The organism is Acinetobacter sp. NIPH 817, from assembly GCF_000368405.1.
Taxonomy (GTDB): domain Bacteria; phylum Pseudomonadota; class Gammaproteobacteria; order Pseudomonadales; family Moraxellaceae; genus Acinetobacter.
The window spans coordinates 1670124-1692005 of the sequence record NZ_KB849420.1 but is presented as its reverse complement, the minus strand read 5'-3'; the positions used below and the strand labels follow the sequence as shown (position 1 = coordinate 1692005).

Genomic DNA, 21882 nt, shown 5'->3' with positions numbered 1-21882 from the left:
ATTAAAAGGATAAGCAAATGCGTTTTTTATCGGTAAACGCCGACTGTTTTCTGATTGAGCTTGCGAGCCTAGAGGAAACTTTGGCGTTATACAATAAATTGCAAAATACGCAATTGAATGGAATTAAAGATTTAGTCCCCGCTGCAAAAACAATTTTGGTTTTTTTCAACGAGATCGAAACCAACTTTAAAACGCTGGTTACTTCAATTCAGAGCCTCAAAGTTGATTCTGGATTTGAACGTAGCAGCCAAGAAGTGATTGTACCTATTCGTTACGACGGTGAAGACCTTGCGCAAGTTGCCGAGCTACAAGGTTTGTCTGTGGCTGATGTGATTAGAAAACATCACCAAAGCGTGTGGAATGTCGCTTTTATTGGTTTTGCGCCGGGTTTTGCTTATATGAGCAGTCCTGACAGACCTTTTACTGATATTCCACGTTTAACGGTTCCGCGTAAAAAAATACCGTCAGGCTCTTTGGGCTTGGCTGGAAAATACTCTGGTATTTACCCAAAAGACAGTCCGGGCGGTTGGCAGCTGATTGGTACTACATCAGAAAAAATGTGGGATTTAGGGCGTAAAAATCCTGCATTGCTGTTACCGGGCATGACTGTACATTTTGAAGATGTCACGCAGAACCCAACCACTGTAAGTGTACCGAAGCAAATCACGCGTACAGTTGAGCCGAAACAATCTCTGCCACTATTTACGATCACTGCGCCAAGTTTACAGATGCTTATTCAAGACGAAGGACGCTTAAACCAGACCAATATTGGTGTTGGCGTGGCTGGTGCAATGGATTTATCTGCCATGCATAGTGCTAACCGTATTGTGGGTAACCCAACCGATACACCCGTTATTGAAGTTTTAAATGGCGGTCTAAAAGCCAAAATGCAGCATGCGGGCGTTATTGCAGTTGCAGGTGCTATTTCAAACATCCGTGTGAAATTTGCTGATGGTCAAACCGCAGATTTTGCAAGCTATCAACCGATTGATTTGGATGAAGGTGATGAATTTCAAATTCAGCCACCAACAGCAGGCTTAAGAAACTATCTGGCCGTTCGCGGTGGTATAGACGTTGAACCTGTACTCAATAGTGCCTCATTTGACAGCTTGGCGGTGTTAGGGCCTGAACCTTTAAAGCTTGGAGATACCATTTACCAAGGACAGGTGAAGGCAGCCAACATTAGCGTAAATGAAGTGGGCAAAAGCGATTTGCCACGAGCTGGCGAAGTGGTCGAGTTAGATATTGTAATGGGACCACGCACAGACTGGTTTGAACAAGACAGTATTGAGCTGCTCTGTCAGCAAGAATGGCTGGTAACCAATGAAAGCAACCGGGTCGGGCTAAGACTTTCAGGTGCACAGCCTTTAACTCGCAAAATTACCCATGAACTGGAAAGTGAAGGCACTTGCATTGGCGCTTTGCAAATTCCACCGAGTGGGCAGCCCGTTTTATTTATGAATGATCACCCTTTAACGGGCGGATATCCAGTCATTGGCTCTGTTGCTAAACACCATTGGGACTTGGTGGCACAGATTCCAGCAGGTTGCCGCATCAAATTTAAAAAAATTGCCGAATTTACAGATTTTGAGAATGAATGATGAATACAGAAAAATTATTGATTGCTAACCGTGGTGAAATTGCCGTTCGTATTATTCATGCTTGCCGTGATATGGGAATTTCATCGGTCGCGTTATATGCAGATGACGATATTGGCAGCATGCATGTCGAACTTGCAGATGAAGCATGGGGCTTGGCTGGTGCAACTGCTAGCGAGACTTACCTGAATATTCCTGCGATTATTGAAGTTGCAAAGAAATCGAAAGCGACTATGGTGCATCCTGGTTACGGCTTTTTATCTGAGCGTGCTGAGTTTGCTCAAGCTGTGATTGATGCTGGCTTAAAATGGGTCGGGCCATCACCAAGCGCCATTGAAAAACTAGGTGATAAAATCGAAGCACGTAAAATTGCTGCTTCGGTCGGTGCGCCGTTAGTTCAAGGTACACAAGACCCACTTAATAATGCAGAGGAAGCTTTAGAATTTGCCAAGCAATATGGTTTACCGATTGCCATTAAAGCTGCATTTGGTGGTGGTGGTCGTGGCTTAAAAGTTGCGTGGAAACTCGAAGAAGTTCAAGAGCTTTATGAGTCGGCAGTACGAGAGGCAAAAGCTGCCTTTGGCCGTGGTGAATGTTTTGTCGAGCAATATCTTGATAAACCGCGCCATGTAGAAGCGCAAGTGATTGCTGACCAACATGGCAATATTGTGGTGCTTGGTACACGAGATTGTTCGTTGCAACGTCGTAACCAAAAGTTAGTCGAAGAAGCGCCTGCGCCATTTATTAGCGATGAGATTTACCAGCAAATTTTAACCTCGGCAAAAAACATTTGTCAGGCTGCAAACTATGTGGGTGCAGGAACAGTTGAATACTTACTAAGTCGTGACGGCAAGCTTTCATTCTTAGAAGTAAATACGCGTTTGCAAGTCGAACACCCAGTGACTGAAGAAACTTCAAAAGTCGATTTGGTGGTTGAGCAAATTCGTGTTGCACAGGGTCATGAGCTTTCTATTAAAGAAACACCAAAAGCACAAGGCCATGCGATTGAGTTTCGTATTAATGCTGAAGACCCAGCACGTGGTTTCATTCCTGCATTTGGTGTGTTGAGTTTATTTGAAGCACCATTTGGTAACGGTGTACGAGTCGACACAGGTGTTCGCACGGGTTCATTAGTGTCTAGCCATTTTGACTCACTTATGGCAAAACTGATTGTGACTGGTCCAACCCGTGAAATTGCAATTGCCCGAGCTAAACGTGCTTTGAAGCAATTTAAAATTGAAGGTGTGGCTTCTGTTTTAGATTTCCACCGCGCTGTACTCAATGAACCTGACTTTACCGATGAGTTTAATGTACACACGCGTTGGATCGAAAATGATTTTAAACAAGAGTTGAAACCGACTAAACGCGGCATTCCAAACCATCAACAACCAATGTTGCTCAGCTACATTGAAATTGATGGCAAGTTACACCGTTTAGGTTTACCTGCGGGCATGTTTGCACAAGGCTCAGCAACCGCAGTTCAAGCCCAAACCGCTGAACCAGAAGTGAGTGCCGAGCATTTACTTGCCCCAATTAATGGTGTGATTAGTGCTTGGAAAGTCGAAAATGGTGAGCACGTCACCGAAGGTCAAGTGGTTGCCATTATGGAAGCTATGAAAATGGAAGTGCAGGTACTGGCGCATCGCAGTGGGGTTATTCAGATTAGTGCAGAGAAGGGCGCAACCTGTCATGCAGAAACTGTGATTGGTAGCATTAATTAAGTTTTGAATAAATGATTTGACCTGATTTTGTTTTTAGTTTGATCGGGTCAAATCAATTGCTTATTTATTAACTCAGTCAGCTATTTTCATAGTACTCGTTAACCATTTTCAACTTGAAAGCCAGAAAGGGTTATGAGATATTTCGCCCTGTTTGGTGATATCAAAATTAATCACTGTATTGAAAGCTCGCCTATGCGAGCTTTAATTTTTAGCCCAGTTTAAGCATTTCTCACTTAATGAGCTGGCTGCATAAAAAAATTGAGAATTTATCATCCATTTTAAAGGCTAATTGAAGAACGCGAATGAAAATTCTACCTTCATCTGAATATGATCAAATTCTAAAATACAGTGTCTATTGGCTCGTCATTTCGATTGTGATTGGAGTCGTGGCAGGGTTAGCCTCGACTTTAATTTTTGTGGCCTTTGATATTTCAAACAAAGTCCGAAGTCTGCATCACTGGCTCATCTATTTCTTACCTTTTATTGGGTTTGGCATTGGTTATCTCATTAAAAAATATGGTTCACCGATTGAACGGGGAACACATTTACTCATAGATGAAATTCACCAGCCTAAGTCCTTTATTCCTAAACGAATGAGCCCCATCATTTTTATCACCTCAATTTTGACGCAGTTGTTTGGTGGTTCGGCAGGGCGTGAAGCACCAGCGGTTCAGCTTTCGGGTGCTTTAATTGACCACTTAAGCCATATATTAAAAATCTCGGAAGACAACCGAAAAATCTGTTTAATCGCGAGTATTGGTGCTGGCTTTGCAGGGGTGTTTGGCTTACCTCTGGCAGGTGCAATCTATGGTTTGGAAATTACAGCTTTAGGTAACTTAAGATATTCAGCCATTTTCCCATGTTTTGTGTCGGCGCTTATTGCATCGACCATTCCTGAGCTATTCGATATTGTTCATCCGCATATTTATTATGTCATTAGTGAGTTTCCAGCCATTCATTTTGGCACGCTCATGAGTTTAATTGCGGCAGGGTTAGTTTTTGGTTTAGCTGCACGTTTCTTTATTGCTGCCATTCATTTGGCGAGTGATGTCTTTTATAAATACATTCGCTACTTACCATTAAGAACAATGGTAGGTGGTATTGTGATTATGCTACTTACGTTGTTTACCGCGCATCAGCAATACAATGGTTTGGGTACAGATAAAATCATTGCATCTTTTTATGTGCCGATTGAGTTTTACGACTTTTTTAACAAGACCGTTTTTACTGCCATCACTCTAGGTTCAGGTTTTAAAGGTGGCGAAATTACGCCGTTGTTCTATGTTGGCGCGACATTAGGTAATGCTTTAGGGGCGGTTTTAAATCTACCAATTTCATTGCTTGCAGGCTTAGGCTTGGTGAGTCTGTTTTCAGGGGCGAGTAAGGCACCATTAACGTCTATTATTTTAGCTGTTGAGCTATTTGGAATGAATGTTGCCACGTATGCGATTATTACTTGTTTGTTGGCAGCGCTATTTTCTGGAAATTGTGGGTTATATCGCCGTAAAAAGTTGATGGATTAGAGGGGGGAATTATAGATGGAATTTTTGTTTAGTTGGGGGGCAGATGAGGTATAAGAATTTTTTATATAAATAGATAATTAATATAAAATTTTAGCATTTAATTTTTCTTAAAGTTATAGGCCGCTCAATAGTGTCTATAAGATAAGGTATTAATTAATTATTTGGTTCTTTTTGTAGCGCTTAAGCAGTATTTTGGTGCACATAGCACATCTAATGAGCTTAAAAAATAAATAATTAAAATAAATATATTAAAATTTATTATTTGTGAAATTGGCATATTAAATGCTTTAAATAACTAATTTTAAAAAAATGAGAAAATGAGAAATGAGAAAAATTATTTTGATTGTGGGATGTTTTGTTTTCTTAGTAGCATGTAGTCATGATCCCATTGAGAAAGTATTAGATGATAGTGAAGATATTCCAAAAGAAGATAAGGATAGGTCAATAGATTGGTATAAAACAAGGCCTAATGTTAGTATGGAAATAGAATTAGCCTGTGATAGTAATACTACTAAGTATTTTAAAAGATCAGATTGTATTAATGCTAAAAGTGCTTTGAACTTAATTTTGATTGAATCAAATGCAGATTTAAGTAACAACTTAAGATTAAATTTAGATCGTCAATACTTAAAAGAAAATAACCTTAAATAGAAAGAGATTTATTATGAAAAAAATATTCTTTAAATCAAATATATTAAATTTTTTATATGCTTTCTTTATCTTCATATTAAGTAGTAGTTTCTATTGCTCTGCTGGAATGTTGGTGGCAGATAATAACTCTTATATTTCATATGATAATAATATTAAGTCTTGCACAGTAGGATACAATCTTCTTTCAGGGCAAATTTCTTATAAGAAAAATCTTGTTTCAGGTGCTCTTCCTTATACTCTTTCTTATCGTAAAGCTACTCGTTATCAAATATTAGATGAAGAGGATGCTATAGGTGCTGACTCATGGTCAGATAATTATGATGGGTTTGTAAATGTCTATTATGGAACATATTTTACGGCTGGTCTACATTTGTCTGTACCTATTACTAATTATGTAATTAAATTGCCAAATGATAGTCATCGTTATTACTTTAAAGAGGGGCCTACAAATATTAAAGAAGTAGGTTATCCAGAACCCTATGTTAATGAGATAAATAGAGGCTTATATCGAATTTATACAACATCAGAACCACCAGCTTCTGGATTACCTGGAAGAGATGCATCTAGTGGTTATGGTTCAACTGACTATGGTGAAATTAAATTTATAGTTGGCTCTAATTCCATGACAGTTATTCGAAATGGGATTACATATAATGCTACTGTTTCAAAATCAGTCAATAGAGAACTTTTATTTAGGTTTACTAAAATTACTTATCCAGATGGAAGAACTATTAACCTAACCTACGATAGTAATTTAAATTTAAATACGGTAGCTGATAATAAGAGTAATAAACTTACTTTAACTAGAAATGGTTCACAGGTTTCTTCTGTACTATTTAGTGGAGGTGCCTTAGGTGATACTCAGCAATATGATTTAACTTACTCTTCAGTAGTGGCAGGTTCTACAAGTTACCCACAACTATCTCAAATGAAAAATACTAAAACAGGGGTTAAAGAAAGTTATACCTATGACTCCACTTTATCATTGCCACACTACGAGGCTGCAAAAACAAATAATATTTCTAATCCAGAAGTAACAGCTCAAAGGCCTGTATTAAAAACAGTAATTGATAATTTAAATCAGGTTGTACAAACATGGAAAGTTGAATATCCAAGCTATACCTATGACCCTTTATATAAACAGCTTAGTGCAACTAAAGTTATATTAAGATCATTTCTTGGAGAAGAAACTGGAAATACTTCTTTTGATACATCAACTACATATGACGACGGATATACTGATAGTAAAATTTCTAGCAATTTTCAATTGACTACAAATCAAGTTGCAAATTCAGTTATTAATACAACAAGCCCAGATTATTCGAAAACAAATGTGGATGTATCAGGATATCCATGTTTAACAACAAAAGATAATAGGCCAATTAAGTCAATAATTTATGCACCTGCTGATATCCGACCAATGCAGATTACTGATCAAAATAGTAATATTACAACTTATGCATACGATAATTTAAATCGTATTTTGGAAATCATAGAAGCATCAGGGTCAACATTAAGTAGGAAAACCACATATATATACGGTACTTTATTAAATGGAGCTACTAACCCATTTAATATTCCTGTTAAGATTCAAAGAGGGAATCTTACAACAGATAATGTTATAAATGATAAAGGACAGATTACTCAGCAGAGTCTGTCCTCTACACAGACAGGTAGCACGACAAAAGTAACCACATACACGTATTATTCTGATAGCTCAAAACCTAATAATGGATTGTTAAGTAGCGAAGATGGTCCACGTTCTGGTACTACTGATAAGATTAGTTATACTTATGATAATTATGGGAATTTATCTGGAGTTTCGAGCGTTGTAAATGGCGCGACTAGAACTACTCAATATGTTGGCTATAATTCGTTTGGACAACCTGAAAGGATTGTCTACCCAAATGGAATGGTTCAAAAATATGTTTATAATACCGATGGAACGTTGAGTAGCGTTGTTTTGGGGAGTGGTTCTACCTCTGGTGTTGTTACTGGTCTAAATACCACATATACATATGATACTTTGGGACAGTTGATCAAAATAATTAATCCCGATGGACAAGTAACTAGTTATAATTATGATAATTTGGGGCGTTTGATAAAGATAAACAACCCTGATGGAAGTGTGAATACAAAAACTTATTTTAATAATAACGTTGTAAGCAGTGATGAGCTGAAAGATAGTATATTAACGACAATATATAAAGGGATATACCGGAGTCTCGATGCAAATGGGAGAGTTGCTAAATTACAAATAGGGTCTGATACTACATCAAACTGGAGAACACTAAATTATGATGCGAATGGTAATATAGTTCAAATAAAGACAGCTTCTGGAATCTCTGAAAGCTGGAGTTATGATGCATTAAATAGAATGACGAGTCATACGGATGGTACAAATAATATTGATACTAAAACTTATGACGCTTTAGATAATACAATTACAGCTATGGATGCAATAGATTCAGGTACGAACCTTTATACATATCGTAATAGTAGTATTCTTACTAAAGAAATAAATAAAGATTATGGTACCAAAAGTTATACTTATAATGAAGCGGATCAATTGACTCAAAGTTTACATGGTAATCGCAAATGTGATTATTCAAATATTGATGAAGTTGGAAGAAATAAAACTGTCCTGTGTCAAAACAGTACTTCTAATACATCTGATATGCTTAGTTATGATGATACTTATACATTCGATTCAAGCCGTTTTGATCGCTTAGATAAAATTACATCAAATAAAAGTTACGGTGTAGATAATAGCTATGGATACGACCTTTATGATCGTGTGACGAGCAAATCTCAAATAAATAAAGCCTTATCGGCTTGGGGGGCAAGTGCAAATACTCTTACTACAGGTTATACATGGAGTAATGGAAATAAACTAACAAGTCTCACTTTACCTTCAGGTCGTAAATTAATTTATAACTACGACTTAGCTTTAAAGGGACAAATAACAGGGATTAATCTTGATGGATCTGCTGTTATAAGTAATGTGAGTTATGATGCCGCAGGACAAATGACAGGCTGGACTTGGGGGGGGAATGCTGGTAGCTATACATGGACATATAACACCTCGAAAAATGGTGTAGTCAAACAAATTATAAATAAGTCGAGTACTGGAGCAATTACCTATAGCTTGAATTATGGATTTGACAAAGATGGGCGAATTACAAGCGTTAGTCGAAATAACAATCTGAATGATACTTATAGTTATGATAATACTAATAGATTGGTTACTGAAAGTCGCGCAAATGGTTCAACTGCTGTATATAGCATTGCATATACTTATGACAAAAATGGTAATCGTTTAACATTAAGAGCATCAGGTAATCATTTACAGCCCGCAGCAACGGTGGATTATGGTTATACAGGCAATAAGTTGACATCATTAACCAAAAACGGCACTGCTCAATCTATGAATTATACGGCAAATGCTGAACTTTATATTGGTTCGACTGTACCAAGCTATGATTATGCTGGACGTCGTCGTGGTGAAGGAACTGCTACAACGATTAATCGTTATATGAGTTATAACGCCTATAACGAAAGGACTTTGACAAGCCTTGCAAGTGGTTGGGTAAATAACACTTCCCAGTTTATTTATGATGAACAAAATCATCTTGTAGGTGAATATACATCATCTGGTTCCCCTATTGTGGAGTATGTTTGGTTAGGCGATAAGCCTATTGTAGCCATTTATGGCAGTGGTTCAGCTACAAAGATTTACTATATCGTCACTGACATACAAAATACTCCGCGTCGTTTAGTTGATACTAGCGGGAATGTTGCTTGGAGTTGGGACAGTACTGCTTTTGGTTTAGGTAGCCCAACAGGCAATGTTACATTTAATTTACGGTTTCCAGGACAGTATTTTGACGCTGCAACTGGCCAATTTTATAACCATCGTCGTTTTTATAGTCCTGAGTTAGGGCGCTATATGGAACCCGATCCAATTGGATTAGTTGGTGGATTAAATCCTTATACTTATGCCTTAAGTAATCCAATAATGTATGTTGATATGACAGGTGAGAATCCAGTTATGTTAATAGGAGCAATTGTTGGCGGTGCTATTGGTGGTGGAATGAATATTGCTGGACAGTTATTTAGTATGTCCACAAATCAGTCAAATTCTTTTAATTGGAAATCATTAGGTGTAGCCACTCTAGGTGGAGCAATTACTGGTGCACTAGCACCTCTGGCAACGACTGGAATTGCTGCTGCTGGCTTAGGTTCATTAAGTGGTATGGGGCAATATGCTGCTGGTCAATATGTAGATAATTTGCCAATTACTACTACTGGGGTAATAAGTTCTGGAATAATTGGTATGGTGACAGGTGGTCTAAGCAGAGGTTTAACTACTAGAGATCTTAAGTATCCTACAGACACAAGTGGCCTTTATATTCCTCAAGCAGAAGCCTTGAGGGTCAATAATAATAAGTTGGTAAATCAAATGTATAATGATAGAGAGTTATTACGTTCAGCTGTTATTTCATTTTTTGGTGAGGGATCAGCACAATCAACAAAATATATAGAACAGAGAAATAATAATAATTTACTCGGTAGTGTGAGAGATTATCAATGGGCTGAATTTTATGCGAGTAACCTTAGTTGGACAATAAGTGCTATATATCCTGATGGATCCTCAATAAGTTGGTCTTGTACTAGAAATTGTATACTACCTATCTAATTTTTAGAGAGTGCTTTTATATAAAAGCACTCTCTAATATTCAATTAATTGTTAGTTTAGAGCAGGATAAAATTTTCAAGATAGGGGTAATTAAACTGTGTCAATATTTATTATAATACTTACTTTTTTTGTGGGTTCACTTGTTGGCCGATATACTATATTTTTAATTGAAAAGTCTTTATCTATTTTTTTATATGTTGTTAATAAATTTTTGAACAAATATTTTGTTCTTTTATTATCAATTATTTTTTGCTTTCTCTTTTTCTCTATTTATTTAACAGGAGGATTGATGTTGTGGCACGCTCTTAGTGGTGGAATAACAGAACTAGGTAAGCTTATATATTTTATGGGATGGGTAGTCGGAGCAATATTTTTTGGATTTCATCCAGAAAATAATAAATTTTAAAATTTAATTGTATTAATAATTGTAGAGATCGGAAATGATACTTTTAATATTCCCATTTCTTTTTAATGATCTATTTTAAAGCAAATGTCATTTCACACGCTTGACGCCAACAAGTGCGAATACTATCCTTTGCGTGCTGGCCACATTGCCAGTTGGTTTTAGCAGACCATCAGCCAAAGTACACGAAAAAGTAGTAACTTTTTTGTGGAAATCCCTGCGTGCCCCCTCTGCGGCGGAACGGGAGGGGGACACCTTCGGGTGTGCTGGATTCTTTGGCTCCAGTCTGCTAACCCTCTTTCGTTTCGCCACCATTATTTAGCAGTAATGCGGTGAAACTTCTTTATAGCCAAAGGAGTCCGCTATGCGTACTAATTCTTCTCAATTTTTGGCCTTTGCCAAACTCTTTCTATCCATACCGCCAAACTGGTCTTTAAAACGCTCTAACCGTTTGTAGGTTTTCTACGACTTTAAATCGTTACGACTAAAAAATCATAGTAACAATAAAACCGAGATAGGCGAGCACACCTTTTTTGTGCCGCTTTTGCATGCCTGTTTTTAGCACTCATTTTAAGAGTGACGGCATTTCTATCTCTTTTAGATACAACAAAAAATTATTTTAAGCGGTATACATGAAAAATTTAGAATCTTCATTTAGAGCACTGCGCGTGCTTCACATAGCAAAAGATCTATTTAATCAGGATGGTTTTAATAAAGTCGGTGTCGACCGAATTATTGCAGAAGCCAAAATTCCCAAAGCGACTTTCTATAACGACTTTCATTCAAAAGCACGACTCATCGAGATGTGTCTCACTTTTCAAAAAGATGCGCTCAAAGTAAAAGTGTTTTCAATTCTCAAATCTTACCGTGAAGAAATGGTGCTTGATAAACTCAAACAGATTTACCTTCTTCATGCCGATTTAAATGGCTTTTATCGTTTACCCTTTAAAGCAATTTTTGAAATTGAAAAGCTCTACCCAAAGGCCTACAGCGTGATTATTGAATATAGAACTTGGCTAATCAACGAAATTTATAAACTGCTTTTAACTATCAAAACTACGGCTTCAATGAAAGATGCCCACATGTTTTTGTTTGTGATTGATGGGGCAATGGTGCAGCTTTTAAGTAAAAACAGTGTAGATGAGCGAGACAAGCTACTTGAATATTTTTTCATAATGCTGTCTTAGCGATAAATTCAAACACATTCTAAAAGGAAAAAAGCCCGTAACTGGGCTTTTCATTTATTCGAGTTCAAGCTGATCGTCATCTTTAGTGACTTTGATTTTCAACTTTTTATATTTACGTTTGTTGGGATCTAAAGCAGAATTTGACACTTCATCAGCAAACTTTGGATTTTGCATGAGTTTTGCATAGGCTCTGTAACCTATGCGAATTCGGGTAGGTGGACAATCTGTTCTTTTGGAATAATATTCAATAAGTGAATTTAATTCCTTTAACAAACTTTGATGTTCCATTGGATTGATTATTTTCTATTAATTAGTAAGTTATTTTTAGCATACTAAACTTTAGAAATTTTCTAAAGATCCAGTTCATATACATTACATTTATTAAATGCGATTTGAATTGCAATAATTTTATAGATGGTGATTTATTTTGCTTTTTATATAATGTTTTTGTTTTCTTTTTAATCAAACAGTCATAATTAACGGTTAAATTAATTTTAGAAAAAGAAAATAGATAGAAGATTGCCACGAACAATAACGATTTAAGCAATTTTCTCAAACTGTAGTATTCAGCTGACTTTAACGAGTCGGCTTTTGTTTTTGTGGTTAGGTTTTTAAATTTCCTATTTATAGAAATTGATGCGGCAGTTCATCCATACATCTACTTAAAAATAAAAGCCCGATAAAGGGCTTTTATTTTGATATGTTTTGATTAAAACTTAAGTTTTTTAAGCCCACGGCTCACACCATTTTGTAAGGCTGCCTTAATAATTGGACCAATAAAAGGAACGCGACCTTTAAAGCTAATGGTGTATTCCAAACGGGTACGGTTATTTCCCAAGTCAGTAAATTTCATTACACCACGGTGACCCTTAATTGGACTAATGCCGCTCGTGATTGCATATTCGATAAGTTCATTTTCTTTGTAGACTAAATTTGTTTCTACAAATGAAGGGGTGAGTGGAATAGACATTTTACGAGCAGAGCCAACACCATTGCGGGCGTCTTTTCCGTTGCTAATACGAGTCACTTTAGCCGGAGCGAAAAGTTTGCTTAGGTTTTCATGCTCACTTAAGGTTGCAAAGACCTTGTCTACGGGTGCATCAAATTCTTGTACGATGTTGATTTTTTGAGTTTTTAACATCTTATTCCCTCTGAAAATATTTTGACATGGACGATTGTCAGAATTTGGATGTTAGCACGCTTTTGGTGGTGGGGGAATTCTAATTCGTCGGAGTTATCTTAAGTCCGAAAAAAGCACTGCGATAAATCTACAATGCTTTTTGGTCTTTTCTTAATTTTTTAAATAAGGGCTGAATCACAGACCAGTTGGTTGAAACCCAGCAAATAAAAGAACCAGCCGTTACCATTGCTGTTCCTTGCCAAAAGCTCATCGATAATTGAGTTTGTAAAACAAACATTGCCAAAATGGACGAGATAATTGGGGTGAAATAAGAAGCCACCACAAGTATGGTAATGTTTCCATGAATGATGCCAATGTTCCAAGCAGCATAGCCAAAACCCATGGCAGCGGATGCAACTAAAAGGGTGATGACTGCTGGAATATCGATTGATGGAATAGCGAATTGCCCAAATACAAGCAGCTTGAGCCAGAGAGTGAGCGCGACACCAACAAAGAAAATGGAAATTGGATTTTGCCCATTACTCATTTTTTTTGTGAGTACACAATAAAAAGCCCAAATGATGGCACCTGTAAATGCCAAAATATAGCTCAGTGGGTTGCTGTGAAAATTATCGACAATACTATTTAGACTAAAATCACCATTTCCAGTTTGAATAAAAATAATGCCAGAAATTGAAATAAGTAAGCCGAGAATAATAAGAAAATTAAACTTTAATTCCTTAAAAATCACGAAAGCCAAAACCGTTAAACTCGGCCACAGATAGTTAACAATACTAATTTCTATTGCTTGTCGCGCTGTCTGAGAATAAGCAATCGCAAATGAAAAACATACCTCATACGCGACAAATAGAATTGTGCCAAATATTAAGTATTTTTTAGAGATCTGTTTAAAGTCTGGGACTTTGAAAATGGCCAGTAACAGTAGCGCACTTAAAGAATAAATAAGCGTAACACCTAGCTCAGGTCCAAGGGCGGCGCTGACTTGTTTCATCAGACCGACCAGAGATGCCCACATGAGAATGGCACTTAAACCAATCAATGTTGCTAGATTTTTTGACATAAAATTCAGTAAATAACGGTTAAAAAATGGTAAAAGATTAAGTTGTACTAATGAAAGGATTCAATTTTCAAGCTAAGGAATATAGGACAAATTATATAAAATATAAACAATTAAATTTATTGATTGGTTGAATCTGCTATGTTTATTTAGCATTCAATTGAGTAAAGAAATTTCGAATAAAACAACATTTTTACGAGGAAAATATGGAAGTCATTAAAACGGTTGGTGTTGTTGGAGCAGGTGTAATAGGTGCGAGTTGGACGGCCTTATTTTTATATAAAGGATTTAAAGTTAAGGTTTACGACCCATATCCTATAGATGAAGCGGTCTTTAAAAATAGAATATCTGCAAATTTAAATGATTTATTGGCTTTAGATCAAAACGCTGAACACACCCATTCCTTATCAGATGTGCTACTTCATCTGGAAATTTTTAATCATTTAAAAGATGCAGTTTCAGACGTAGATTTTATTCAAGAAAATGCCCCTGAACGTCTCGATGTAAAACAACAGTTATATCAAGAAATCACAGCATATTGCCCTCAACATACTCTTATTGCTTCAAGTTCATCGGGCTTAAAAGTGTCTGACTTTCAAAAAGAGGCGCAACATCCAGAACGTATTTTATTAGGTCATCCTTTTAATCCGCCTCATCTCTTACCTTTGGTCGAGATCGTTGGCGGTAATTTGACAGATCCTCAAATTTTAAAACAGGCTTCTGAGTTCTATAAACAGCTGGGCAAAAACCCAATCATTTTAAATAAAGAAGTAAAAGGGCATGTCGCAAACCGTTTGCAGGCTGCGCTATGGCGAGAAGCTTTTTCATTGGTTGAACAAGGCGTGTGCTCTGCCGAAGATGTCGATGTCGCGATTACCAGTGGGCCGGGTTTAAGATGGGCGCTATTTGGTCCCTACATTAATATGCAGCTTGCCAACCAAAAGGGTTTTAAAGAGGCAATTCATCATTTAGGCCCACCAATGACAGAATGGTGGAACGATATGCAAGCATTTCAACATTCAGACGAGACAACAGAGTTGTTAGAAGCAGAAACCAATCAGCTTTTAACCCAATATAAGGATATCGACTTATATCAAACCAGAGATAAAGGCTTGGTCGATATCTTAAAGCTCAGACAGCAACTTAAGTTAGATTAATTCAAATTTTTAAGACAAAGCCAATCATTTTATTTCAGAGATGATTGGCTTTTTTGTTGGGGCAAATAATAAAAAACCCCCTAGCTGAAACAATCCTATATTCATTAAATGTTACTGAAATCTCTGTCGCGTTGCATTTGAACTATATGCCTTACGTGAAGAGTAAGAATCGTTGCAAACCGTAAAGAAAGCCTCCTCATAATCAAAGGACATCACAGAAAATAGAGGAATATAAAATGCGCGCTCTTACTTACCACGGTGCAGAAGATGTTCGAGTAGAAACAGTAGCAGACCCTATTATTCAAGAACCGGATGACATTATTTTACGCGTGACTGCCACAGCGATATGTGGCTCTGATTTACATTTATATCGAGGCAAAATCCCTAGAACCGAACAGGGTGATATCTTTGGGCATGAATTTATGGGGGTGGTTGAAGAGGTCGGTCCAGCTGTCACCGCAGTGAAAAAGGGTGATCGAGTGATTGTTCCTTTTGTGATTGCCTGTGGTGAATGTTTCTTTTGCCAACTTGACCTAACTGCTGCATGTGAAACCACCAATACAGGGCGCGGCGCAATTATTAATAAAAAACAAATTCCACCAGGTGCAGCTTTATTTGGCTATAGTCATCTTTACGGCGGTATACCGGGTGGGCAAGCGGAATATGTGCGTGTGCCAAAAGCCAATAAAGGCCCTTTTAAAGTGCCAACTTCACTGTCAGATGAAAAAGTACTTTTCTTGACTGATATTTTACCGACTGCTTGGCAAGCCGTGACTAATGCCCAAGTGAAACGTGGTTCGACCGTTGCAATTTATGGTGCTGGACCAGTCGGACTGTTAAGTGCTGCTTGCGCTAAGATGCTCGGCGCAGAAAAGATATTTATGGTCGATCACAATGTCTATCGATTGAACTATGCAGCGGCAACATACGGTGCCATTCCAGTTAATTTTGATGAAGTCGATGCGGCCGAATTTATTATTCAACATACCGACAATTACCGCGGTGTCGATGCTGTGATTGATGCGATTGGCTTCGAGGCAAAAGGCAGTGTGATTGAAACTGTCCTAACTAATTTAAAGCTTGAAGGTTCAAGTGGTGCAGCGCTTCGTCAATGTATTGCCGCAGTTCGTCGTGGTGGTGTAGTCAGCGTACCGGGTGTATATGCAGGCCCAATTCATGGCTTCTTATTTGGCGATGCTTTTGATAAAGGGCTGACTTTTAAAATGGGCCAAACCCATGTGCATCAATATTTGCCGCAACTCTTGGAATTGATTGAGCGTGGTGATTTGTCACCTGAAACGATTATTACCCATCGAATGAAATTAGAAGATGCCGCAGAGGGATATCGCATTTTTAATGAAAGAGAAGAGGACTGCCGTAAGGTAATTCTGCTTCCTTAAGATTCTCAATCTTCTAATTTAGTTTTAAGCCTCTTAGTGAAAGGGGCTTTTTTATTTTCAAGATGCACAATTTTCAGTGCAGTTTTTTATTTTGAACTCAAATTGCACCTAAACGGCCCAAGTTTAGTATTACTTTTAACCAAAATCGTAATACTAAGCTGGCATGTCCTTTGCATAGTCATAAACAATCAAAAGTGATCTAGGGTTCCGATACTTCACGTATGACTGGACCGAGAGTTCACGGTTCCTAGCGAACTACACGGAGGGATAAAAGCCCGGGAGGAAGTCTAAAACTATCCGACAGGAGTAGCTATGAACACTGCAAGTTATCATAACAATCAGGCGATTTGGACTGAACTTTTACCCGGCGGACATCACTGGTCGGGTCGTATTCAAAAAGGAACTATTCTTAGATTTACATCGCTTGGCGCTCAGGCAAATGTTTCTTTGTTTTGTGTAAATGCTGCCGATGTGCTTGAACGTTTTAACATGCCCGACAGTTTAAAAGGGCAACATACTGCCTATTTAAAAGCTTCCAATGTATTGTACTCAGACCTAGGCCGTGTGATGGCTTCCATTGTTCATGACGATCATGGTTGGAATGATGCGCTTTGTAGCCCAAGCCGACCTGAGCAAATTGAAAAGCAATTCGGTGAGCGTACATTTCAAGATGCCCGCAATGATATGTACCAAAATGGCTTAGACAGCTTACTCATTGAAATGTGTAAATACGGACTTGCCAGCCAAGACCTGAGTGCCGCCGTTAACCTATTTTCTAAAGTTGTGCCAGATGAAAACGGCGCCTTGTCATATGTCAGTTCTGACAACACCGATCAAAGCATTGAACTGCGCTTTGAAATGGACTGCTTAATATTTTTATCTGCTGCACCGCATGGTTTAGACACCAGCCCAATCTATCAACCTGCTGATATTCAACTCAGTCTATTTAAAGCCAACTCTCTAACAGACAGCGATATTTGTCGTGATGCATGTTCGCAAAATCAGCGTGCCTTTCAAAACACAGCCCGCTACTACGCGCTTAGCAATATTTAAATCAGGAGAAGCATCATGACAGTTTTACAATCATTTGAAAAAGCAGTTTTAAATGAAGTTTGTCCTGCGGGTGAAGCGTGGATGTGCGAGGTTAAAAAGGGCCAATATTTTCGAATTATTGATCTTGAGGGAAACCAAGCGGTCGATACTTTGTTTATGAGCGCCGAAAACCCAACTGAGCGTTATAGCGCAATGGATACTTTGGCCATCAACCAACAAATCTATTTAGAAAAGGGCACCAAGCTCTACAGTAACTTTGGCCGTCCAATTGCGGTTATTCATGATGATAACTGCGGTCGCCATGACACCATTGGCGGTGCCTGTTCATGTGAAAGTAATACGGTTCGTTATGCACATGAAACGTATCCTATGCATAGTTGCCGTAACAACTTTATGTATGCCTTGGCAAAACACCCAATTGCAAAAAAGCATGGCTTAAATGTCCGTCACATCGGTCCAAATATTAACTTTTTTATGAATGTACCTGTTACGCCAGACGGTCAGCTTAAATTTGATGATGGAATTTCAGGGCCGGGTAAATACGTAGAAGTTCGGGCAGAAATGGATTTGATTGTTTTAATTTCCAATTGTCCTCAGCTCAATAACCCATGTAACGCCTATAACCCAACCAAAATTCAACTGGTTGTCCGTGAAGCGGAAGGGGTGTAAGCATGTTTAAAAAAGTTCTAATTGCCAACCGTGGTGCAATTGCCTGTCGCGTGATTCGCACCCTTAAGAAACTCGGGATCGCTTCGGTGGCTGTTTACTCCGAAGCCGACCGTGATTCATTACATGTGACTTTGGCCGATGAAGCTTTCTTGATCGGACCTGCACCTGCGCACCAAAGTTATTTAAATATTGAAAAAATCCTTGAGGTTGCAAAACAGTCGGGAGCTGAAGCCATTCATCCCGGTTATGGTTTTTTGTCTGAAAATGCCGAGTTTTGTGATCTGTGCGAAAGCCAAGGCATCGCTTTTATTGGGCCAACTTCAAGTCAAATGCTCGATTTTGGTTTAAAACATACAGCACGTGAACTCGCTATTAAAAGCAATGTGCCTTTACTTCCGGGCAGTTCACTACTTGCCGATGAAGCCGAGGCCTTGTTTGAGGCTGCCCGTATTGGTTATCCGGTCATGCTGAAAAGTACCGCGGGTGGTGGTGGTATTGGCATGCGTCTGGTCTGGAACGAAACCGAGTTAAAAGATGCCTACCAAACTGTATCTTATTTAGCGCAGGTCAATTTTAAAGACGCAGGATTGTATTTAGAAAAATTTGTACAACATGCACGCCATATTGAAGTGCAAATTTTTGGTGATGGGAAAGGGCAAGTTCTAGCCTTGGGTGAGCGTGATTGTTCGGTGCAACGCCGTAATCAAAAGGTGATTGAAGAAACACCTGCGCCACACCTAAATGAACAGCAACGTGACTACCTTCAAAAAGTTGCGATTCAACTGATGCAGTCGGTGCACTATCGTTCGGCAGGCACAGTTGAGTTTGTCATGGACACCGAAACCCAAGAGTTTTATTTCTTAGAAGTGAACACGCGTTTGCAAGTCGAGCACGGCGTGACTGAACAAGTGTTTGGTGTCGACTTGGTCGAGTGGATGGTTACATTGGCAAGTGGCGATTGGTCTGCACCAACAGAAAAGTTAGAGCCAACAGGACATTCCATTCAGGTTCGTCTTTATGCCGAAGACCCGATTAAACAGTTCCAGCCGAGTGCAGGCTTACTCACACATGTTAAATTTGACCCACAAACACGAGTCGAAACATGGGTAGAAACAGGTTCAACGGTGTCGTCTTTTTATGACCCAATGATTGCTAAAATCATTGTGACTGCTGCAACACGGGATCAAGCCATACAGGCAATGAGTGCTAGTCTTGCCAACACGCAAGTGGCAGGCATTGAAACCAATCTGGAATATTTGCAAAACATTATTGCTTGCGATGTGTTTGCTTTAGGTACTCAAACCACTCGTTTTTTAAATACATTTGAATGGAAAACTCAAAAAATTGAGGTATTGCAAGCTGGTATTCAAACCGCCATTCAAGACGTAACAGGTCGGTTAGGTTATTGGGATGTTGGTGTGCCGCCATCAGGTGCGATCGATCCACTTAGTTTAACTGTGGCAAACCAGCTTTTAGCCAATGAACCAAATACGGCAGGGCTTGAATGTACCTTGCAAGGGCCAACTTTAAAGTTTCACTGCGACAGCCAAATTGTGATTACGGGCGGTGATATGCCTTCAAAACTTGATGGTGAACTGGTACCGATGTGGCAAACCATCAATGTGAAAAAAGGCCAGATTTTAAAATGTGGACTTATCCGTTCAGGTTGCCGTAGTTATATAGGTGTGAAAGGTGGTTTCGATGTTCCTGACTATTTAGGATCACAGGCGACTTTCACTTTAGGACAGTTTGGTGGGCACGCAGGCCGTAATTTATTAATTGGTGATATGCTGCCAATTACTGAATATTCCGCTCAATCGACCACCGCTTTAGCTCAAGCACAAATTCCTAGCTTTACCCAAAACTGGGAAATTGCAGTCATGTATGGTCCACATGGCGCACCAGATTTTTTCACCAAACAAGATATTGATACATTCTTTGCCAATGAGTTCGAAATTCACTACAACTCAAGCCGCACAGGCATTCGTTTAATTGGGCCAAAACCTGAGTGGGCACGTGAAGATGGTGGCGAGGCAGGCTTACATCCTTCCAATATTCACGACAATGCTTATGCGATTGGGGCAATTGATTTTACGGGCGATATGCCAATTATTTTGGGTCCAGATGGTCCAAGCTTAGGTGGCTTTGTCTGTCCTGCGGTAGTGATTCATTCCGAGCTTTGGAAAATTGGACAACTTAAAGCAGGCGATAAGGTCAAATTTGTACCTGTAAGTTATGCGCAAGCGAAAGCACTCGATCAAAAATATCATCAAAGCTTAACCACGGCTGATACGACTCAGATCGATTTTAATCCAATCATTCAAGCAGAACCCGACACTTTAAAAGATGCGGTTTTGGCCACTTTAGAAGGTGAAGCTGACTTACCAAGCGTGACCTATCGACCAGCAGGAAATAGCTATTTGTTGGTGGAATATGGCGAGTTAGTACTCGACCTAAATTTACGCTTCCGTATTCATGCGCTCATGCAATGGGTCAAAGATCAAAACATTCAGGGCATTATCGACTTAACACCGGGCATCCGTTCACTACAAATTCATTTTGATTCAATTCAACTCGATCAACTGGAGCTTTTAGAGAAACTTCAACAAGCAGAAGCCGAGTTACCCGATATTCAAAATATGCAGGTGCCTTCACGGACGGTCTATTTGCCTTTAGCTTGGGAAGATTCACAAACTCAACTTGCCACCGAGCGCTACACACAAATTGTTCGTCCAGATGCGCCGTGGTGCCCAGATAACGTCGAGTTTATCCGCCGTATTAATGGCCTAGCGTCAAAGCAAGCAGTTAAAGATGTGGTCTATAGCGCAAACTATTTGGTGATGGGTTTAGGCGATGTGTATTTAGGAGCACCTGTTGCAACACCACTCGACCCACGCCAACGTTTAGTCACCACAAAATATAACCCTGCACGAACTTGGACACCTGAAAATGCTGTAGGTATTGGTGGTGCGTATATGTGTGTGTACGGTATGGAAGGACCGGGTGGCTACCAGTTTGTTGGCCGTACTACTCAAATGTGGAGTCGTTACCGTAAAAATGCCGACTTCGAAGAAGGCAAACCGTGGTTACTGCGCTTTTTTGACCAAGTTAAGTTTTATGAAGTTTCTGAAGCTGAACTTTTGCAAATGCGTGAAGACTTTAAGGCGGGTCGGCTACAACTTCGTATTGAAGACGGTGTACTCAATTTAAAAGAATACAACGAGTTTTTAAAAACACATCAAGACAGCATTCAAGCCTTTAAAGATATGCAACAAGCCAATTTCGAGGCTGAACGTCGCCGTTGGCATGAAGCGGGCTTACAAGAATATATCTCTGAAAGTCTAGATGCTGTTGATGAAGGTGAAACCGTAGTTATTCCTGAAGGCGGCTGTGCAGTCGAATCGCACATGCTAGGGTCAATCTGGAAAATCGAATGTGCATCGGGAGATATAGTTGAAGAAGGTGCAACCCTTGCAGTAATTGAGGCAATGAAAATTGAAATTCCAATTATTGCGCCCGAACGCATGAAGGTCGAAACCATTACCATTGAAAAAGGGCAAACCGTAAAAACAGGACAAGTACTCTTTACCTTGGCACCTGTGGCTTAAACCCAAAAGAGAGCA

At 39.0% G+C, this 21882-nt stretch carries 15 protein-coding genes and 1 riboswitch; of the genes, 12 read left to right on the top strand and 3 right to left on the bottom strand.

What is annotated here, in order from left to right; genetic code table 11:
- The first annotated feature begins 17 nt into the window (after window positions 1-17).
- From F968_RS11530 to F968_RS11495, 7 genes are all read left to right on the top strand, one after another.
- Window positions 18-1601 (top strand): 5-oxoprolinase subunit B/C family protein, encoded by a 1584-nt coding sequence (locus tag F968_RS11530; RefSeq protein ID WP_004793256.1) that lies wholly within the window; start codon window positions 18-20, stop codon window positions 1599-1601.
- Window positions 1601-3319, top strand: coding sequence for an acetyl/propionyl/methylcrotonyl-CoA carboxylase subunit alpha (locus F968_RS11525; RefSeq protein ID WP_034596271.1), 1719 nt, complete (start codon window positions 1601-1603; stop codon window positions 3317-3319). Before F968_RS11530 ends, F968_RS11525 begins: the two co-directional genes overlap by 1 nt.
- 302 nt (window positions 3320-3621) lie before the next feature.
- Complete coding sequence (locus F968_RS11520; RefSeq protein WP_004793252.1) at window positions 3622-4842, top strand: chloride channel protein; 1221 nt, start codon at window positions 3622-3624, stop codon at window positions 4840-4842.
- 324 nt (window positions 4843-5166) lie between these two features.
- Window positions 5167-5493 (top strand): EexN family lipoprotein, encoded by a 327-nt coding sequence (locus F968_RS11515; RefSeq protein ID WP_004793250.1) that lies wholly within the window; start codon window positions 5167-5169, stop codon window positions 5491-5493.
- Between the two features lie 13 nt (window positions 5494-5506).
- Window positions 5507-10192, top strand: coding sequence for an RHS repeat-associated core domain-containing protein (locus F968_RS11510; RefSeq protein ID WP_004793248.1), 4686 nt, complete (start codon window positions 5507-5509; stop codon window positions 10190-10192).
- 97 nt (window positions 10193-10289) lie between these two features.
- On the top strand, window positions 10290-10598 hold the full coding sequence (locus tag F968_RS11505) for a hypothetical protein (RefSeq protein ID WP_034596269.1): 309 nt from the start codon (window positions 10290-10292) through the stop codon (window positions 10596-10598).
- Window positions 10599-11227: 629 nt separating this feature from the next.
- Entirely contained in the window at window positions 11228-11782 is a 555-nt protein-coding gene (locus tag F968_RS11495) for a TetR/AcrR family transcriptional regulator (RefSeq protein ID WP_004793246.1), read from the top strand.
- A 54-nt stretch (window positions 11783-11836) separates the two neighbouring features.
- On the opposite strand, the gene F968_RS20465 is transcribed toward F968_RS11495, so the two are convergent.
- The 3 genes from F968_RS20465 to yddG all read right to left on the bottom strand — a co-directional run bounded on the left by F968_RS20465 (window position 11837) and on the right by yddG (window position 13983).
- Window positions 11837-12070 carry a hypothetical protein gene (locus tag F968_RS20465; RefSeq protein WP_004793244.1) on the bottom strand — a complete coding sequence of 78 codons (234 nt, stop codon included), beginning with the start codon at window positions 12068-12070 and terminating at the stop codon, window positions 11837-11839.
- 421 nt (window positions 12071-12491) lie between these two features.
- Window positions 12492-12923 carry an SRPBCC family protein gene (locus F968_RS11485; RefSeq protein ID WP_004793242.1) on the bottom strand — a complete coding sequence of 144 codons (432 nt, stop codon included), beginning with the start codon at window positions 12921-12923 and terminating at the stop codon, window positions 12492-12494.
- 127 nt (window positions 12924-13050) lie between these two features.
- On the bottom strand, window positions 13051-13983 hold the full coding sequence (gene yddG / locus F968_RS11480; protein ID WP_004793240.1) for an aromatic amino acid DMT transporter YddG: 933 nt from the start codon (window positions 13981-13983) through the stop codon (window positions 13051-13053).
- A gap of 203 nt (window positions 13984-14186) precedes the next feature.
- On the opposite strand from yddG, the gene F968_RS11475 reads away from it, so the two are divergent.
- The 5 genes from F968_RS11475 (at window position 14187) to uca (ending at window position 21867) form a co-directional block, all read left to right on the top strand.
- Entirely contained in the window at window positions 14187-15137 is a 951-nt protein-coding gene (locus F968_RS11475; protein ID WP_004793237.1) for a 3-hydroxyacyl-CoA dehydrogenase NAD-binding domain-containing protein, read from the top strand.
- A gap of 236 nt (window positions 15138-15373) precedes the next feature.
- A complete protein-coding gene (locus F968_RS11470; protein WP_004793236.1) occupies window positions 15374-16537 on the top strand; it encodes a zinc-dependent alcohol dehydrogenase in 1164 nt (387 codons plus the stop codon).
- Window positions 16538-16725: 188 nt separating this feature from the next.
- A riboswitch (guanidine-I (ykkC/yxkD leader) is annotated at window positions 16726-16821 on the top strand.
- Between the two features lie 28 nt (window positions 16822-16849).
- On the top strand, window positions 16850-17590 hold the full coding sequence (locus F968_RS11465) for an urea amidolyase associated protein UAAP1 (protein ID WP_004793234.1): 741 nt from the start codon (window positions 16850-16852) through the stop codon (window positions 17588-17590).
- Between the two features lie 15 nt (window positions 17591-17605).
- On the top strand, window positions 17606-18259 hold the full coding sequence (locus tag F968_RS11460) for an urea amidolyase associated protein UAAP2 (RefSeq protein WP_000217380.1): 654 nt from the start codon (window positions 17606-17608) through the stop codon (window positions 18257-18259).
- 2 nt (window positions 18260-18261) lie between these two features.
- Window positions 18262-21867, top strand: coding sequence for an urea carboxylase (uca, locus tag F968_RS11455; RefSeq protein WP_004793233.1), 3606 nt, complete (start codon window positions 18262-18264; stop codon window positions 21865-21867).
- Window positions 21868-21882: the final 15 nt, after the last annotated feature.

Bases quoted from the DNA above. Each gene is read 5' to 3' on its own strand.
- F968_RS11520 (WP_004793252.1), top strand. From the start codon at position 3,622: ATGAAAATTCTACCTTCATCTGAATATGATCAAATTCTAAAATACAGT.
- F968_RS11515 (WP_004793250.1), top strand. From the start codon at position 5,167: ATGAGAAAAATTATTTTGATTGTGGGATGTTTTGTTTTCTTAGTAGCA.
- F968_RS11510 (WP_004793248.1), top strand. From the start codon at position 5,507: ATGAAAAAAATATTCTTTAAATCAAATATATTAAATTTTTTATATGCT.
- F968_RS11530 (WP_004793256.1), top strand. From the start codon at position 18: ATGCGTTTTTTATCGGTAAACGCCGACTGTTTTCTGATTGAGCTTGCG.
- F968_RS11460 (WP_000217380.1), top strand. From the start codon at position 17,606: ATGACAGTTTTACAATCATTTGAAAAAGCAGTTTTAAATGAAGTTTGT.
- F968_RS11475 (WP_004793237.1), top strand. From the start codon at position 14,187: ATGGAAGTCATTAAAACGGTTGGTGTTGTTGGAGCAGGTGTAATAGGT.
- yddG (WP_004793240.1), bottom strand. From the start codon at position 13,983: ATGTCAAAAAATCTAGCAACATTGATTGGTTTAAGTGCCATTCTCATG.
- F968_RS11525 (WP_034596271.1), top strand. From the start codon at position 1,601: ATGAATACAGAAAAATTATTGATTGCTAACCGTGGTGAAATTGCCGTT.
- F968_RS11485 (WP_004793242.1), bottom strand. From the start codon at position 12,923: ATGTTAAAAACTCAAAAAATCAACATCGTACAAGAATTTGATGCACCC.
- F968_RS11495 (WP_004793246.1), top strand. From the start codon at position 11,228: ATGAAAAATTTAGAATCTTCATTTAGAGCACTGCGCGTGCTTCACATA.
- F968_RS11470 (WP_004793236.1), top strand. From the start codon at position 15,374: ATGCGCGCTCTTACTTACCACGGTGCAGAAGATGTTCGAGTAGAAACA.
- uca (WP_004793233.1), top strand. From the start codon at position 18,262: ATGTTTAAAAAAGTTCTAATTGCCAACCGTGGTGCAATTGCCTGTCGC.
- F968_RS20465 (WP_004793244.1), bottom strand. From the start codon at position 12,070: ATGGAACATCAAAGTTTGTTAAAGGAATTAAATTCACTTATTGAATAT.
- F968_RS11465 (WP_004793234.1), top strand. From the start codon at position 16,850: ATGAACACTGCAAGTTATCATAACAATCAGGCGATTTGGACTGAACTT.